We start from the raw sequence: 15,575 nt of genomic DNA, 5'->3' as shown, positions 1-15,575 counted from the left end.
GAAAGGAGCCTATGTATAATGTATCAGTAAAGATTAAAAGACGGGAGTCTGCGGAAGCGGGAAAAAGAATGCCGCTGTATGTACAGATCATTTACCGTCGTAAAGTCCGGAAGATTCAGTTGCCTTATACTGTTTCCGGGGAAGAATGGAAGAAGGAGAAGGAAAATGTCGAAATACCCGGCGATACTGTTCGTGATCGGATGGAAGAACTCTGTTCGATTCGGAAACAGTTGAACCGCGATTGTGGTACGATCCGTTCCGTGATCCGCTCGATGGAGAAGCAAGAAATTCTCTCCGTGGATGAAATTGTAGCAACCTGCCGCGAACGTTTTGCCGTTTCCGACTTTCGAAAGTATGCGGAATATCTGATTACCGAATTAACTGCCGAAGGAAAGCTCGAAACTTCCCGGCATTACCGGAGCACTTTAAACTCGTTTATGCATTTCCGCCGGGAGCAGAGTCTTAGGCTGGACGAGCTCGATCCGACTCTGCTGAGGGCTTATGAGTCCTGGCTCTATACAGCCGGCCTTTGCAATAACACAGTCTCATTTTACTTCCGCATCCTCCGTGCCATTTGGAACCGTGCGGTAAAGGATGGACTGGTGGAGCCCGACACGACCTTGTTCAGTAATGTACATACCCGGGTCGAGAAAACTCGTAAACGTGCTGTCGAAGAAAAAGTTATTCAGCAACTTATCGTGTTGGAACTAACCTTGTCGCCCGATCTCTCATTGGCACGCGACCTCTTCCTGTTTTGTTATTATGCCCGTGGCATGGCCTTTGTCGATCTCGCCCATTTGAAGCGGGAGAATCTGAAAGGGGATAAGCTTGTTTATTGTCGGCAAAAGACCGGACAGCAGTTGCAGGTTCGCTTACTTCCTGTAATGAAGAAGCTGATCGCCCGTTATCGTAATGTTTCCGGGCCCTATCTGTTTCCTGTATTGAAAAGTCCTAATTCTTCCTATCTGGAATATACAAGTGCACTTCGTTTACAGAACAAACGTTTGAAAAAGTTGGGCAAATTAGTCGATGCCGATCTCTCTACCTATGTAGCCCGCCATACATGGGCTAGTATAGCTTTACAAAAAGGAATTTCAGAGGACATAATTTCAAAGGGCATGGGGCATACCTCCGTTAAAACAACCCGTATTTATATAGCTGACTGGGATAATACCCAACTGGATCGTGCCAACGAAATCGTGATTTTAGGCAAAGGCCATTATTCAAAGGATAAATACAAGGATGCTTTTTGAATGGATTCTGTCTCTTGGTAAGAGACGGAACGGGGAGGAACGTTTGTGTTAAAACTTCGCAAATGTACTAACTCTTTTTTATAAAAGCATTATATCAAAGCCTTTTTCTCGACATAGCTAAGCTTAATATTCATGCTATTTGTGAATATTGTTACAAATATTAAGAAAGAAGCATTGCTATCCTTACTTCTATCTTATATCTTCATGCCTGTATTATAACGTTGCTTTTCTTTTGTTTCTTGCTGAATATCTGATGTTTATGTGTTGTTTACCAGTGCTGTTCCATATTTCCAATTTAATAAAATATGGGATAGGTTGATAAACATACGTTATTTATACTTTTGATTCTAATCACAGTCTCTTTTGTTTTCTGATTGTTTCCTTAAAAACGGATTACTGCATTTTAGATTCTATCTGAAAACTGGATAATTCAGAGGTTTCCTCTTTTGCTTACGAACGTGTTCCGTCTCTTACCAAGAGACAGAACGATGTCGAAAGTTGCAAAATCTAGTATTAGTATAATGTATAGGGTTCTCTATTTATTGCTGTTTTATATTGGTCTTTTGTTCTTCCCTCTTCAGGCAACAGGACAACAGGTTGCTTTGAAAACAAATGTACTGTTTTGGGCTACTACAACTCCTAATGCCGGAGTTGAGTTCGGTGTGGGACGTCGGTTTACGATAGATCTCTGGGGAGCCTACAATGCCTGGAAATTTCCTAATGACATGAAATTGAATTTGTATCTCGTACAACCCGAAGTTCGCTTCTGGCCTTGCCGTAAGTTCGAGGGACACTTTTTGGGGGTACACGGACATTACGGCCATTTCAATATCGGTCAAATCCCTTTTATCTCCGGCCTGAAGGATCATGTGCTGCGGGGCGATCTGTATGGCGGTGGTCTCACCTACGGGTATCATTGGGCTTTCGGCGATCGATGGGGGATGGAAGCAATGATTGGCGGAGGTTATGTGTCGATGAAATATACCAAATACAAATGTGCGGAATGTGCTGAACCTGTCGGTGCTTATACCCGCAACTATTTCGGGCCGACACGTATCGGCTTTTCTATCATCTATTTCTTACGCTAACATATTCTGATAAATGAAACATACAATCTTACATTATATATATGTATTACTTGCCGGAGTCACATTTTTCCCGGCAACGCTACAAGGTATCCGCATTTCACCACAGGAACTCTCTGTCAGGAACGATAGCCTGCAAATTTTTCTTGAGATGGATCTGAATGATGTACATGTCAATAACCTGACATCCGTCTCCTTTACTCTCGTATTGCAAGCGGTGAATAAGCAGGCTACTGCGATGGAGTTGCCGCCTGTTATCATTTCCGGTAGCAAACGGTTCCGTTTTGAACGCCGGGAAAGGGCTTTAGCTTCCGGAGAGGTTGCGATAACTCCTTATCTGGTTCTGATAGACAACCATAAAACCGTTTCCAAAAATATAAATTACCGCATATCCGTACCCTATGCCTCCTGGATGCAGCAGGCTAGGCTGCTTCTCCGCCAAGAGGTGAAAGATTGTTGCGACCTTCAACTGCTGGGTGTCGATACTTTGGTGCATCATATAGCACTGAAAAATCAGCCCGTTCCCGTGCTTGACACGGGATCGCAGAAGAACAGGCCCTTTCCTGTTCCCAAAAAGGTTATTACCGATAGTACCCATGCGTTCCTGTGTCAAGCACGGGAACCTCGTGACACCGAAAGCCTGGTTCTCTATTTCGATTACCCGATCGGCAAAGACGATATCCATCCTGATTTCAAAAATAACCGTTACGAGATCGATAAGATCGACCGGCTGTTCGCTCCGCTCAGGCAGAAGCATTTTGTGTCGGTCAGGAGTATCCGTGTCTGCGGGTATAGTTCGCCCGATGGTAATTATGGCAATAATGAGCGGTTGGCCGAAGCTCGGTCGCGTTTCTTCTCGATTTATTTGCGCAGTGTGTACGGTATTCCCCGCGGACTGGTCGAAGTATCGTCGGTAGCGGAAGACTGGGAAGGTCTGGTCGATCTGCTGGAACGGGATAATCCGCCTTACCGGGAGGCTGTATTGCGGGTGATCAGTCGTTACGGTATTTTCAACGGACGTGAAAAATATTTGATGGAGTTGCAGGGTGGTTATCCCTATAAAGATATGTTGAGACATTTCTTTTCCCGGCTGCGTCGTATCGAAGTGATCGTACGCTATGAGGATGATAAAACGGAAGAAGAATGAAAAAGATACCGGAGATAGTTTACACACTGCTGGCGGTCGTTCTGTCCGGCTGTACGTTTGGCGATGAGCCAGGCGTCTGTCCGTATACGACCCGGCTCGACTATTGGTATGCGGGGAGTAGTGCGGAAAACTTGTTGCCGGTCTATATGGACAATCTCCATCAATATCTTTTCGATAGCGAGGGCCGGCTGCTTGGCTCCGTCGCCTTGCGCGGCGACAGTATAAGTAGCTGGCAAAGCAATCTGGAAGCAGGCGATTATACTGTTGTCCTTTGGGGTAACCTGGCGGAAGATGGGAGCGACCACCTGGAAATACAACCGCCGGCCGACCGTCGTCTGAGCGATATGACGCTAAGCGCCGTTACCGCCGAAGCGCCGCCGGGGTATCGCGGCAATACGAGCCGCCTCTATTACGGATATCTTTCTTTCCATGTAGATGAAGGGAAGATGTTTCGCCAACGGGTCTATCTCTCGCACGCCCATGCTTCACTGCATGTGACGGTACAGTGGATGGCTGGAGCTCCTCCGGAGGGAGGAACCTACCGGATGCGGATGAAGGGAATTGCTTCGGAATACGGTTTCGTTAAAGGGTGGGAGAGTGAGGAGTTGAGTTCGGGGGGTAACTATACAGTGCCTTATATCGGTACTTCGCAGATCAACCACGAAACACGTGCATCGATGAATTACGATGGCGAGGTGACAGGCGAGTTCGTCACCTTCCGCTACACCTCCGGCACCCATCAGCTATGGAGCCTGTGGCGTAACGACGAACGGATCGTCGGCGATCTCGATCTCTACCGCTTCTTTTCGAAGAAGCCGATGAATATGGATCAGAATGTCGAACAGGAATTCGAGATATTGGTCACCGTTTATGAAGACAAGATCGTAGTCTCGGAAGTAACCGGATCAGACTGGGACGAAGGGGGAGCGATCGGATAAAGAAGAAATAGATTTTAAAATTATAGTATTCACTTAAAAAAAGTAGTTATGAAAAAGACGTATTTAATGTTGCTTTTGGCCCTGGCAGGGTTAGGAAGCAGTTGTACGAATGAAGACGGCACCGAAGGGCCAACCCCTTCCGGCAGTGCCGGCGAGATCCAACTCGTGTTCAGCGGAAGCGGCGAGAGCACTGAGTACACCAAGGCAATAGCCTCCGATAGTGAGAACAAGATCGCAAACCTGAAGGTCTACCTGTTTGGCGCAGCTACTGCCACTGCTACGGATGCTCAGTATGAATACATGGAAACCTGGACAATGACGGAAGCTGCACCGGCCGGTAAACAGTTTATATTGCAGCCTTCCGGCTCTTCATGGACAGCCTCTATCAAGCCAGGTGAACTGAAAGGTCTCCCATATCTTACACTGGTTTGTGTGGCTAATCAGGACAACCTGTTCAATGCAGCTGGTACTGCTTTTGCAGCTTTAACAGCTGTTGTGACAGATGGGAACGGTGCTATCACGACACCCGGAACAACACTGGATGCCTTCAAAGCAGCCTATACAGCCAAGATGACCGGTGCCGATATTCTCAAAACTCCGCTTGCCATGACCGGTACGGGTACGGTAAAAATCAGTGGCAGCGTATCGAAAGTTGCTATCACACTGAAACGTATCGTCGCCCGCTTCGATATCGACAACACGACGGCTACTTCCCAGCTGACCATCGAGAACGTCTCTATGGGACAAGGCCGTCCGAACGGTTCGCTTTTCGGGGCGACACTGACAAACATCCCAAATCCGGCAGAAAGTCTCGACCTGTTGAAGTATGCCGATGTCGCCTTTGCGGGCGAGAATGCCAACCAGGGAACCCTTGAAAGTGCCCTCTATGTCTATCCGAACCTGGCGACCGACCAAAGTTACCTGATCGTTAAAGGTAAATACAAAAGTCCCTCTACAGGCGAGCAAATCCCTGTCACCTACAACATCCCCGTAGTCAAGACACCTGAAGGAGCAACTGCAGAAACTCCCGCCAACTACATCGCCATCAATGCCAACAGCCGTTACAAGCTGCGCATTACCGATGTCACCGAATCGAACATCTATTCTACGTTCGAAGTGGAAGACTGGACTTCGGGTGGTGGTGTGATCATCAAACCGGATAATGCGAAACCGGAAATGAAGGAACTAACGGGTACTGATATCCCTGTTGAATTAACAGGTATGCCCACATTCTATCGTACAGCTGATGCCGGAACATTCAACATCGTTATGACCTCCACCGGCCCGCTGGAATACAGTCGGGGATTAGTAACGAAAACCGGCGAAGCAGACTGGCTGACAGTCGGTGCTCCCGTTTCGGAACAAAAAGATGGCTTGACGGTAACCACTTATCCCATGACCATCGCCGATGCTACCGGTAAACACCCCGTATCGTTAATCTTCACCAATCAGGCCGCTTCTTACGATCCGGACCTGCAGACAACGCTCACCTTTACAGGCCCGGCAGCTGCTCCGATAGTAAGTGAAGTAGTAAAAGGAAACAGTAAAGGCAATACGCTCGACCTGACGACAGATCCGGTAGCTCCTAAAGCCATCATGGAAAAAGCGGTTGGCAGTTATGTCTCACTGAGTCTGTTCTGTGTAGATGGCCTGGTAGATGTTACTGCTCCAACGGGTTATACTGTGAAGGCCCTCTCCACCGAAGGTTTCACTACGACTTACCGGGTTACAATAACTGATGCATCAACGGCTACCGATGGGGCAACTGTCGAGTTCAAGAACAAAGCCGCTGATACTAATAAAGTCATATTGACTATCGAGCATAAAAAAGCTTCCAAACCTGCAATCGTAGAAAACGATAAGAAAGACGCTTATGTGGCGAGTACCTACAACAGTGAAGTATTAGGAGGTACGTCTAATGCTGCCACTGCCAATATGTTCCTGATCAATGGTAGCACCATTTATGTAAAGGCCACTTGTACAGAAAGTGCGGAAAAAGGAGCAGTTACATTTACAGCCCCATCAGGTGTTACCGTAACAGAACAGTCAGATGCCGGTATATTCAAGATCGAAATATCGACAGCTGCTTCATTGACTGCAGAAACCCCGGTTGATGTCATTTTCAAAAACAAAACAGACGAAAGCGTTACTTCTAAACTGACGATTACTCCGAAAAGTGCGCTTCCGACGGTGGTACTGGGAGATACTCATGCTGCAGTTACAGATAATAATAATGGAAGCTATACAGTTGATCCGACTGCTCTGACAACAAATACATTTACATTGACTGTCACAGCACCGTTGGGTGCAAGTATCGCTAGTTTGACTGATCCGTTTACAGGTAATGGTTGGTTAAAACTGGATGATACAAATGCCGGTACAACAACTATTACTGCCGCAGGAAACCAAGTATACACCTTTACTTCCGGCGATACCCCTGCTGAAACAGGAGACGTCACCTTAACCTTCACCAATACTGAAGCCGGTGGTGGCGATCTGACGGTAACCTTAAAGAAGAAGCTGACACCTTGATCTTTTCTTTGCTTCGTATTTAATTGATTCATGTAATTAACAAAAAAGAAAATGAAACTATTCAAACATATCCCATTGCTCGCTGCCGGCTTTTTGATGGTAGCTTGCACCAGCGAGAACACGTTGGATAAACCGACTCCTCCCGATCAGGGAGGTGTTGGCAACGAGAACACCCGTGAAGTGTTGCTTTCTCTTAAAAACAAACTGAAAGTAACCCCGGTGGAAACAAAAGCCGGTGATGCGATCGCGACAACTGACGAAAACCGTATCTACAGTCTCGATGTCTACGTTTTCGGTTCAAAGACAGAAGACGGTCCCTACACTTTCCAGCAGCAATTCTATTATCGCGAAGATGCCCGTCAGACTGTGGAGGGCGATTACGCCACCAGTTTCACCCTGAATACGGGTGCCGACAATTCGACAGCCCTGCTCCGTATGAAGAAAGGGCTCTTTGTCAAAGTCTACTGTATTGCCAACAGCACGAAACTGATACAGCCCGACGGAACCGAGTTTACCGGCTTTAAAGGGTTGATGCAAAGTGCTCCCGGACAACCCGGCAATACGATAACCGACGGTGTACCGACTGAGGTTGATTTCAAAAACTTCCATACCCCGGCCTTGCGAGCCGGTGTAGCAGAAGATATCCTGCTTACCCCGCTACCTATGACCGGTTCCTATACCACACCGCTCGACCTGACCGATTTCTCTGTATCGGCCCGTACGCAATTGGGTTTCAAGTTAACCCGTATGGTGGCCCGTTTCGACGTCGTGAACGATGCGGCCCTGTCGAAGTTTACCGTCCAGTCTGTCAGTCTAGGAAATGGACGTACCGGAGCCAGCTATTTTCCAGTGAAGGTATTGGGTACTGCTCCTGCCGACCTGATTACCTATCCCGCCCGCGAGTACACTGCCGAGCAGACGACCGTCTCGTCTAAAGGTACCGGTGTCCTTTATAGTTATCCCAGCCCGGTTGACGATGGGGGCTACCTGATCCTGTCCGGTACCTATGCCGTCAACCTGACCGAAAATATCCCGGTTACCTATAAAGTGCCTTTCAAACCATCCGGTGACGAGACCGGCAATTATATCGAAGTGGCCTACAATCATCGTTATACAGTCTCGATTACAAGTGCTGACCCTTATCATCTCGACTTCACATTGAATGTGGCCGACTGGACCGACGAGGGTAAAGTAGACGACTACAAGCCGGAGAACGACTTCACAAAAGATGCTTTGGCTCTGGCTGGAGCCGGTAATACTGCCGATGTTAAACTCCTGGCCGACGGCAATATCGTGATGGATGCTGCCGCAGCGAAAACGCTTGCCTTTACCATTGCCGCCAATAATACAGACCCTTCCGCATTCGGCGAAAAACTCGATTACGGCGGAGGTGATGAATGGTTGGTAGTGGATGGAGACAGGACAACGACAACAAAGGCTTCTATGCTAACCACGTTTAAATATAAGATGGCTGACGGTATCGGCGCTATGAGTGATTGTCGTCCTGTAACCATCCGTATCACCAATAAGGTAAGCGGTAAGAATCTGGACATCAAAGTAATCCCGACCGCCTTGTCCGGGCCGGAGATCAGCCTGGTGGCAGATGGAAGCGAGGGATGTACCTACGATGCAGCAACCAAGATGGTCACTATTCCGAATAAGGACAGTCAGACGTTTAAGTTGAAAGCGGTAGCCCCAACTCTGGCTAGCGAAGCGGCAACTACGGGAAGTGGCGCAGTGGTAACTAGTAATTGGATAACAGTTGATCAGGCAAGCGTAGATGCAGCTGAAGGTACATACACCTTTACGATGGGAACACACCAAGATGATGTGAATTCAACCAACACGCTGACTTTCAACTCTACGTCAACCACTGGGACAACCGTCGTAACTGTCAAACTTAAAGCTGCGGACATATAATGAACAAACACGATTTAGTGATGGCCCTGTCCGAACGTCTCTCCCTGACACAAACCCAGTCGTTGGCGATTGTGAACGCCTGGGAGGGCGTTCTTCTGGACGCTTTGCTGGCCGACAAACGGCTCATGTTACAAGGATTCGGCACCTTTTTCGCCTGGAACCAGACTGAGCGGATGGGGCGTAATCCCCGTACAGGTAAATCCTGCCCCATTGAAGCGCGTATAAGCGTGAAGTTCAAGCCCGGCAAGTTTTTGTTAAAGGCTTTGAATGAGAAGAAGAATGATAGTGAATCAATAAAAGGAAATAACGATGAACATAGTGAATAAATTATATGGAATCAGCTTGCTTTCTCTGCTTTTGTCCGCTGCCGCCTGCACGAACGAGACAGAGGAGCCGCACAAGGGTTCCGGTACAGGAACTTCACCGGATGCACCCCGGAGGGAAGTTATGCTGACACTGAAAAATAAGCTGTCGGTCGTACAGACCCGGGCCGGCGATGAAATAGCAACAGCAGCTGAGAACAAGATCTCGGCACTCGACATCTATGTCTTCGGATGCAAGACCGAGGATGGAAACTATACGTATCAGGAACGTTTCTGTTATCGCGAGAATATAAGTGATATTCCTGTGGGAGGCGATATAACGGCTATCGACCTGACGGCTGTCGGAAGTGATGGCAAGCAAACGACGGCTCTTCTATCCCTGAAGAAAGGATTGTTTGTCAAGTTCTACTGTATTGCTAATCAGAGTAAACTGATTAACCCTGCAACCAATGCCGTTTTCAGTAATTTTGTTCCGCTTATGCAGTCGAATCCGGGACAGGTTGATAATACGGTTACTGAGGGTAGTCCGACCGAGCATGCTTTCAAACTCCTCCGAAGTGTTCAGCTCGACCCGGCTACGGCAACCGATATATTGGTAACTCCGTTGCCCATGACCGGCGCTTACACAACGCCGCTCGACCTGACTGATTTCTCTGTCTCGGCACGTTTGCAGTTGGGTTTTCGTTTGACCCGTTCTGTGGCTCGTTTTGATATAGTGAACGATGCTGCAACCTCCAAATTCACCATCCAGTCCGTCAGCATGGGCAATGGCCGTAAAGGAGTAAGCTTTTTCCCGTTGAAGGTGACCGGCACTTTGCCAACAGCCGCCGGTGGTGATTTGATCACTTATCCGGCCCGTCTGTTTGATGGTGAGAATGCAAATGCCGGTACTACCGTAAGCGCTTTTTACACCTATCCGAGTCCGAAAGAAGATGGTGGCTACCTGATCCTTAGCGGCACTTATGCTACTAACCAGACAGAAAATATTCCGGTCACTTACAAAGTCCCTTTTAAACCGGCTGATGGTGGAAATTATATTGAAGTATCTCAAAACCACCGTTACACGGTCAATATTACCGCTGCCGACGAATATCATCTGGATTTCACACTCGATGTAGCAGACTGGACAGATGAAGGTAATATAGACGATTATGAACCGGGAGGGGAAACGGATGGGGAAGGTATGACTGTTGTACCTGCAACGGGGATAGAATATGATAAAACTTTGCGTACCATAACGGTTGCTTTGGATGAACTAACTAATTTTAAGATTACCGGAAATTCAGCCGGCGGATATTTTGTATCCAAATATTATGTAGACAATGATAAAACCCATGACTGGCTAAAGATTACCGGACCCGATGGTGTGATAAATACAAAAGTCGGTAACGATGCAAGTGAATATATAGTTTCTCTGAATTCTGATTATCATGGAACTGATTTTCCTTTGGCATTTCTCCGTTTTACCGATAAAATATCGGCGAAAGAAAGTATCATGATGGTTCAGGCTATATCCGCTCCTCGATTTGAAAGTGTTGTAAATAGTTCTACAGGTGCTTCCTATGTTAGTGACATTATCACTTTTGATGCAAGAAATACTGTACAGGCTTTTGATATTGAATTGAAAGTATTTTCCGCAATTGGTTCAAGGATAGAAGGATTGCCTGATTGGTTAACGGTTTCGCCCAAAACATTTGCTGAAACAAGTGGAAACTATAAATTTACATTAGCCACGTTGCCGGATCCATTCCCTCAAGTTGCATTTAATGATACAAAATTCGACATCATTAATCTTTCTGACGAAAGAAAGAAAACGGAAATAGCCGTACAAATGACAGTAAATAATCCGGAGATTGTGACGGCTCAACCTACAGTAGTAGGTACATCTTCCGGAAACTTTTCATATTATGATACAGCCAATAAAAAGATGTATTTGTTTGGTGATAATTCAGAAGTAAAACTGACCGTTTTCTCATTAGGTGGATGCGAAGTGATGAATGTACCAAGTTGGATGACTGTTACACCCGGAGAAACTAAAAATACAATGGAGCTGACATTTAAACAAAAAACAGTTCCTACTTCAGAAGATATATCTGCTACGATACAAATACAGAACAAGTTGGATAATACTAAGAAAATAGCCATAACAGTTTACAATAAGATGTTGGGAGTTCGTTTCAGGGATTTTTACGGAAGTAATAGTTATAGTTATGTAGAAGGTGGTTCCTCGATTACGGCTTCAACTCCCAGTGTGGTTTATTTTCCTACTCAGAAGAATTATTTTACGTTTAAAGTACGCACACCTTTTGGTATATCGGTTTCGGATAATACTCGATGGATAAATACCCCTGCTGTTACAGAAACGCAAACCTTATCAAATGGTGATATCTTATCGACGGTTAAAGTGACAATGTGGTCTAATATATCTGCTGAAATGTGTAATACCAGACGAAAAACAGGAGTAATAACTGTTACTGGTCATAAAACATCACAGACTAAGGAGATGAATATAAAAACAGAACATATGACATGTAATGAACCGAATGCTACAACTCCTCCAACATATGCTGCTACAAATTATGGAAAGTATTGGACTTTCGTTAAAGGAGGTTATAGTACAAATTCATATGATACATATAGTCAGTGTCCAAGCGGTTGGACATTGATGGATCCGGGTGATTGTACTTATTTTATTTCTGGTAAGCGGATTGCTTTAGGAACATCAAGTCTTACTGAATATTCATTCTCATCTATAACAGATAAAAATAATGCTAGAGCAATATTTGGTGATGAATGGAGTGCTCTAAAGGCCAGGAACGCTCTTGTTCATATTAATACTGGTAATTCTTTTTATTATGGCTGTCAGGGTTCTAATCTTACCGTGCGTTGTTGGAGACAGTATAATGATAATACTGATCGGTAAGCGATCAGCAAAACAATTTTAATAATAAGTATCATGGCAAATTACACTAAATTCTGGAAGGTCTGGCTACGCCTGAACCTTCTGACAAAAGATGTGGATAACGACTATACAGCCGAAGTATCCACCATGAAAAACTCCTTGCATAATGAAGATATTGCGCAGCGGATAGTAGATGAAGGTTCGGAATACAAGTACGACACCTTGTTGTCAATCATTAACCAACATGACCGTATCATTCGTGAAGCGGTTATGGATGGTTATAGTGTTCTAACGAAAACCTGTCAATACACCCCGCGTGTAACAGGCAGTTGGATTGGTACTAGTGCCAAATTCGATCCGGAGAAACATAAAGTTACTCTCGACATCACGCTCTCATCCGAAATGCGCGAGTCGTTGAGCCATGTAGGGGTGGAAGTATTAACCGTTAAGGATAGTGGCGCAGCGATCGGCCTGGTAACCGATACTGCAACCGGCTTGTCCAATGATACCATTACCCCCGGCGATGATATCCGTATCGACGGTGAGAAGATCCGTGTAGCTGGTGAGGCTGCCGGTATCGGCGTTTTTTTCATCGATGCCGACGACAAGGAACACCCCGTTACCCGCCGCCTGACAACCAACGATCCGAAAACATTGCTGGCCCGTGTTCCTGCCGACTTGACTGACGGCAAGTATACGTTGCGTATCGTCACTCAGTTCTCCAACACGACCACCCTGTTGAAAGAACCCCGTACCATCGAGTACGAGCGTCCTCTCATCGTGGGTAACGGTGGTGGAGATAGCGGTGATGACGACGACCGTCCCGTAATCGAATAGCATTCTTTCTCCGTCGCATCGAGACGCCGCCTTACGTCTCGCCGCGACGCTTCCCACCGTCTCCCCCCAACGCAACGTTACGTCTCCCCAAGACGCAGCACAGTGTTGAGGAGAGACGTAAAATATGGTTTCCTTGATTTTATAACTCCTTTTTATACATCAGTAGGAGATGAGGGCACTTAATGCGCCCTCTCCCTGAATTCGGAGGGCGTCACGCCCTCTTTCTTTTTGAAGAAGGTGGAGAACTGGCCTGCGTTTTCGAACTTCAGGTTATAAGCGATTTCCGATATATTCAGATTACTTCCTGTCAGTAGCTCTTTGGCTCTCAGTAATTTTTGCTGTAACTGGTACTGGGCGGGTGAAACACCGGTATATTCCTTGAACATACGGCGGAACCAGGAATAACCTAATCCTAATTGTGAAGCGATCTCTTCCGGTGACATCGGGTTCTCTATCTGCTCTTTCATCAGGATACGGGCTTCGTTGATCTTGTCTACTACATATGTATTGGTAAAAGAACTGTTTTTCTTCTTATAATAAACCGTCCCTAATATATGAAGTACGATACTGGAAATCATTTGCTGGTAGCCTGACTTCTCCTGTGACGCAAACTTTAATACATCTTCGTATAATCCTACTATTGTGGCACTTAATCCGATTTTGTGAAGCGGTTCTTCTTTCGTGAAGAAACGTTTCTCTACCCGTTTATCGATATGTATTCCCCGGAAACCGACCCAGTATTCATCCCACCCGGTCTCTTTATCCGGATAATAACTATGCCATTCGCCGGGAAAGAGCAGGATCATGGTTCCTGCATTTATTTTCTGCATCTTGCAGGATTGGGAGGAGAAGTAGCCGCTTCCCTTCGTTATATAAACAAGCTGATATTCGTTCAGGATACGTCCTGTTTGCGGTTTGAAATTATAATTTTCCGGATGGCAGGATAACGGGTATTGACTTTTGGGAGGGATAAATTGATAACCAATGGTGGTAACAACAATTCCCCAGTCTTCGTCTGATGCTCCGATGGTTAGATAACGCAGTTGGTCGCTGATGTGTTTATTCATGTCAGAAATGAAAGGTTTAAAATCATTTTCGTAAGCAAATATAGTAATTAACCCTTTACTTTTGCTATCAATAAACAAATAACTTTGTTATATCATGAAGAAACATACCTTTTTAGCGTTTGACATAGGTGCTACCAGCGGACGGGCTGTTCTGGTCATACTGATTAATGGCAAATTTGAAATGCGGGAGATACATCGCTTCCCAAATAACCTGCTCGAATTGCATGGTAAATACTATTGGAATATATACAATTTATATGAAGAACTGAAGAAAAGCCTTTCCCTTTGCACACAACAACATATTGTACCCGACTCGATCGGTATAGATACCTGGGGCGTCGATTTCGGTTATCTGGCTTCGGACGGTTCTTTGCTGGGGTTACCGCGGGCTTACCGTGACCCGTACACGGAAGGGGCGCCGGAGGAATATTTCCGTCTTATTTCACGTGAGGAGGTCTATCGCCTTACCGGCATTCAAATAATGAATTTTAATAGTCTTTTCCAACTCTTTCGTGCCGGACAAGAGGGGTTTGCACCGTTGGAAAATGCTGAAGAGATACTTTTTATTCCTGACCTATTGTCTTATCTGTTAACGGGTAACAGGGTCTGTGAATATACAGACGCTTCCACATCCCAGTTACTTAATCCGGTTACACGGCAGTTTGAAGCATCCCTGCTGGAAGCGGCAGGGGTACCGCCTTCTATCGTACGGCAGGTGGTAATGCCCGGAACGCTTGTCGGGGAGCTGACCGATGCGCTGGCAGAAGAAACCGGTGCAGGCAAAGTTCCGGTTATCGCTGTGGCAGGGCATGATACGGCCTCGGCTGTGGCGGCTGTTCCCGCTCTGGATCAGCATTTCGCTTATTTAAGCAGCGGAACCTGGAGTTTGATGGGGATTGAAACGGAAGAGCCACTAATAACACAGGAATCATACGAAAACAACTTTACGAACGAAGGAGGTATTGAAGGTACTACCCGTTTCCTGAAGAATATTACTGGTATGTGGCTATTGGAACAATGTCGGAAAGAATGGGAAAAGGCGGGGAGGAGTTATACTTATCCGGAGATTGTACAAATGGCGGAGCAGGCCCTTCCTTTTATACGCTTTGTGAATCCGGACGATCCTCGTTTTGCCAATCCTGCTTGTATGACAAAGGCCATTGCGAGTTATTGTGAAGAGACGGGGCAGCCTGTCCCGGTGACGGATGCCGAGTTTATCCGTTGTATTTTTGAAAGTCTCGCCCTGCGTTATAATGAGGTGATCCGGATGTTGAAGGAGATGGCTCCTTTCCGTATCGACCGGTTGCATGTGATAGGGGGAGGTTCAAAGAATACATTATTGAATCAGTTTACAGCCAATGCAATCGGTATGCCTGTGATAGCCGGCCCGTCGGAAGCGACTGCCATCGGAAATGCGATGATACAGGCACGCTCGGCAGGTATTGTCTCCACCCGTTGGGAAATGCGCCGGTTGATAGCCGGATCCGTTCATACGGAAACATTCCTGCCACAGGAAGAAATGATCTGGAAAGAAGTCTATGAAAGATATATTGAAATAGTAAAACGATAAA

At 46.2% G+C, this 15,575-nt stretch carries 11 protein-coding genes; 10 read left to right on the top strand and 1 reads right to left on the bottom strand.

Annotated elements, in window-relative coordinates; genetic code table 11:
- The first annotated feature begins 11 nt into the window (after window positions 1-11).
- The 9 genes from HMPREF1212_RS12255 to HMPREF1212_RS12215 all read left to right on the top strand — a co-directional run bounded on the left by HMPREF1212_RS12255 (window position 12) and on the right by HMPREF1212_RS12215 (window position 12,937).
- Window positions 12-1,253 (top strand): site-specific integrase, encoded by a 1,242-nt coding sequence (locus HMPREF1212_RS12255; protein ID WP_046149542.1) that lies wholly within the window; start codon window positions 12-14, stop codon window positions 1,251-1,253.
- Between the two features lie 521 nt (window positions 1,254-1,774).
- A complete protein-coding gene (locus tag HMPREF1212_RS12250) occupies window positions 1,775-2,341 on the top strand; it encodes a DUF3575 domain-containing protein (RefSeq protein WP_046149541.1) in 567 nt (188 codons plus the stop codon).
- A gap of 13 nt (window positions 2,342-2,354) precedes the next feature.
- On the top strand, window positions 2,355-3,485 hold the full coding sequence (locus HMPREF1212_RS12245) for a DUF3868 domain-containing protein (protein ID WP_052724980.1): 1,131 nt from the start codon (window positions 2,355-2,357) through the stop codon (window positions 3,483-3,485).
- Window positions 3,482-4,423, top strand: a complete 942-nt coding sequence (locus HMPREF1212_RS12240) for a FimB/Mfa2 family fimbrial subunit (RefSeq protein WP_046149540.1) — start codon at window positions 3,482-3,484, stop codon at window positions 4,421-4,423. The genes HMPREF1212_RS12245 and HMPREF1212_RS12240 overlap by 4 nt, the downstream gene beginning before the upstream one ends.
- 48 nt (window positions 4,424-4,471) lie before the next feature.
- A complete protein-coding gene (locus HMPREF1212_RS12235; RefSeq protein WP_046149539.1) occupies window positions 4,472-6,955 on the top strand; it encodes a hypothetical protein in 2,484 nt (827 codons plus the stop codon).
- Window positions 6,956-7,006: 51 nt separating this feature from the next.
- Complete coding sequence (locus HMPREF1212_RS12230; protein ID WP_046149538.1) at window positions 7,007-8,875, top strand: fimbrial protein; 1,869 nt, start codon at window positions 7,007-7,009, stop codon at window positions 8,873-8,875.
- Complete coding sequence (locus HMPREF1212_RS12225) at window positions 8,875-9,201, top strand: HU family DNA-binding protein (protein WP_046149537.1); 327 nt, start codon at window positions 8,875-8,877, stop codon at window positions 9,199-9,201. The genes HMPREF1212_RS12230 and HMPREF1212_RS12225 overlap by 1 nt, the downstream gene beginning before the upstream one ends.
- The gene (locus HMPREF1212_RS12220) at window positions 9,185-12,121 is read left to right on the top strand and encodes a hypothetical protein (protein WP_046149536.1); all 2,937 of its coding nucleotides are present in this window, start codon (window positions 9,185-9,187) and stop codon (window positions 12,119-12,121) included. Before HMPREF1212_RS12225 ends, HMPREF1212_RS12220 begins: the two co-directional genes overlap by 17 nt.
- 33 nt (window positions 12,122-12,154) lie before the next feature.
- Window positions 12,155-12,937, top strand: a complete 783-nt coding sequence (locus tag HMPREF1212_RS12215) for a DNA-binding domain-containing protein (protein WP_046149535.1) — start codon at window positions 12,155-12,157, stop codon at window positions 12,935-12,937.
- Between the two features lie 179 nt (window positions 12,938-13,116).
- Here the strand turns inward: HMPREF1212_RS12215 and HMPREF1212_RS12210 are convergent, their stop codons facing one another.
- Window positions 13,117-14,004 carry an AraC family transcriptional regulator gene (locus HMPREF1212_RS12210; protein WP_028729522.1) on the bottom strand — a complete coding sequence of 296 codons (888 nt, stop codon included), beginning with the start codon at window positions 14,002-14,004 and terminating at the stop codon, window positions 13,117-13,119.
- Window positions 14,005-14,098: 94 nt separating this feature from the next.
- Here HMPREF1212_RS12210 and HMPREF1212_RS12205 point away from each other — a divergent pair, with 94 nt between their 5' ends.
- A complete protein-coding gene (locus HMPREF1212_RS12205) occupies window positions 14,099-15,574 on the top strand; it encodes a rhamnulokinase (RefSeq protein ID WP_046149534.1) in 1,476 nt (491 codons plus the stop codon).
- Window position 15,575 lies beyond the last annotated feature (1 nt).

This window comes from Parabacteroides sp. HGS0025 (genome assembly GCF_000969845.1).
Classification (GTDB): domain Bacteria; phylum Bacteroidota; class Bacteroidia; order Bacteroidales; family Tannerellaceae; genus Parabacteroides; species Parabacteroides gordonii.
The sequence above is the reverse complement of the archived record's forward strand: the minus strand, read 5'-3'. Positions and strand labels throughout refer to the sequence as shown.

Excerpts from the sequence above, each read along its gene's own strand:
- HMPREF1212_RS12220 (WP_046149536.1), top strand. The coding sequence starts at position 9,185 with ATGAACATAGTGAATAAATTATATGGAATCAGCTTGCTTTCTCTGCTT.
- HMPREF1212_RS12250 (WP_046149541.1), top strand. The coding sequence starts at position 1,775 with ATGTATAGGGTTCTCTATTTATTGCTGTTTTATATTGGTCTTTTGTTC.
- HMPREF1212_RS12210 (WP_028729522.1), bottom strand. The coding sequence starts at position 14,004 with ATGAATAAACACATCAGCGACCAACTGCGTTATCTAACCATCGGAGCA.
- HMPREF1212_RS12230 (WP_046149538.1), top strand. The coding sequence starts at position 7,007 with ATGAAACTATTCAAACATATCCCATTGCTCGCTGCCGGCTTTTTGATG.
- HMPREF1212_RS12240 (WP_046149540.1), top strand. The coding sequence starts at position 3,482 with ATGAAAAAGATACCGGAGATAGTTTACACACTGCTGGCGGTCGTTCTG.
- HMPREF1212_RS12205 (WP_046149534.1), top strand. The coding sequence starts at position 14,099 with ATGAAGAAACATACCTTTTTAGCGTTTGACATAGGTGCTACCAGCGGA.
- HMPREF1212_RS12245 (WP_052724980.1), top strand. The coding sequence starts at position 2,355 with ATGAAACATACAATCTTACATTATATATATGTATTACTTGCCGGAGTC.
- HMPREF1212_RS12225 (WP_046149537.1), top strand. The coding sequence starts at position 8,875 with ATGAACAAACACGATTTAGTGATGGCCCTGTCCGAACGTCTCTCCCTG.
- HMPREF1212_RS12215 (WP_046149535.1), top strand. The coding sequence starts at position 12,155 with ATGGCAAATTACACTAAATTCTGGAAGGTCTGGCTACGCCTGAACCTT.
- HMPREF1212_RS12235 (WP_046149539.1), top strand. The coding sequence starts at position 4,472 with ATGAAAAAGACGTATTTAATGTTGCTTTTGGCCCTGGCAGGGTTAGGA.
- HMPREF1212_RS12255 (WP_046149542.1), top strand. The coding sequence starts at position 12 with ATGTATAATGTATCAGTAAAGATTAAAAGACGGGAGTCTGCGGAAGCG.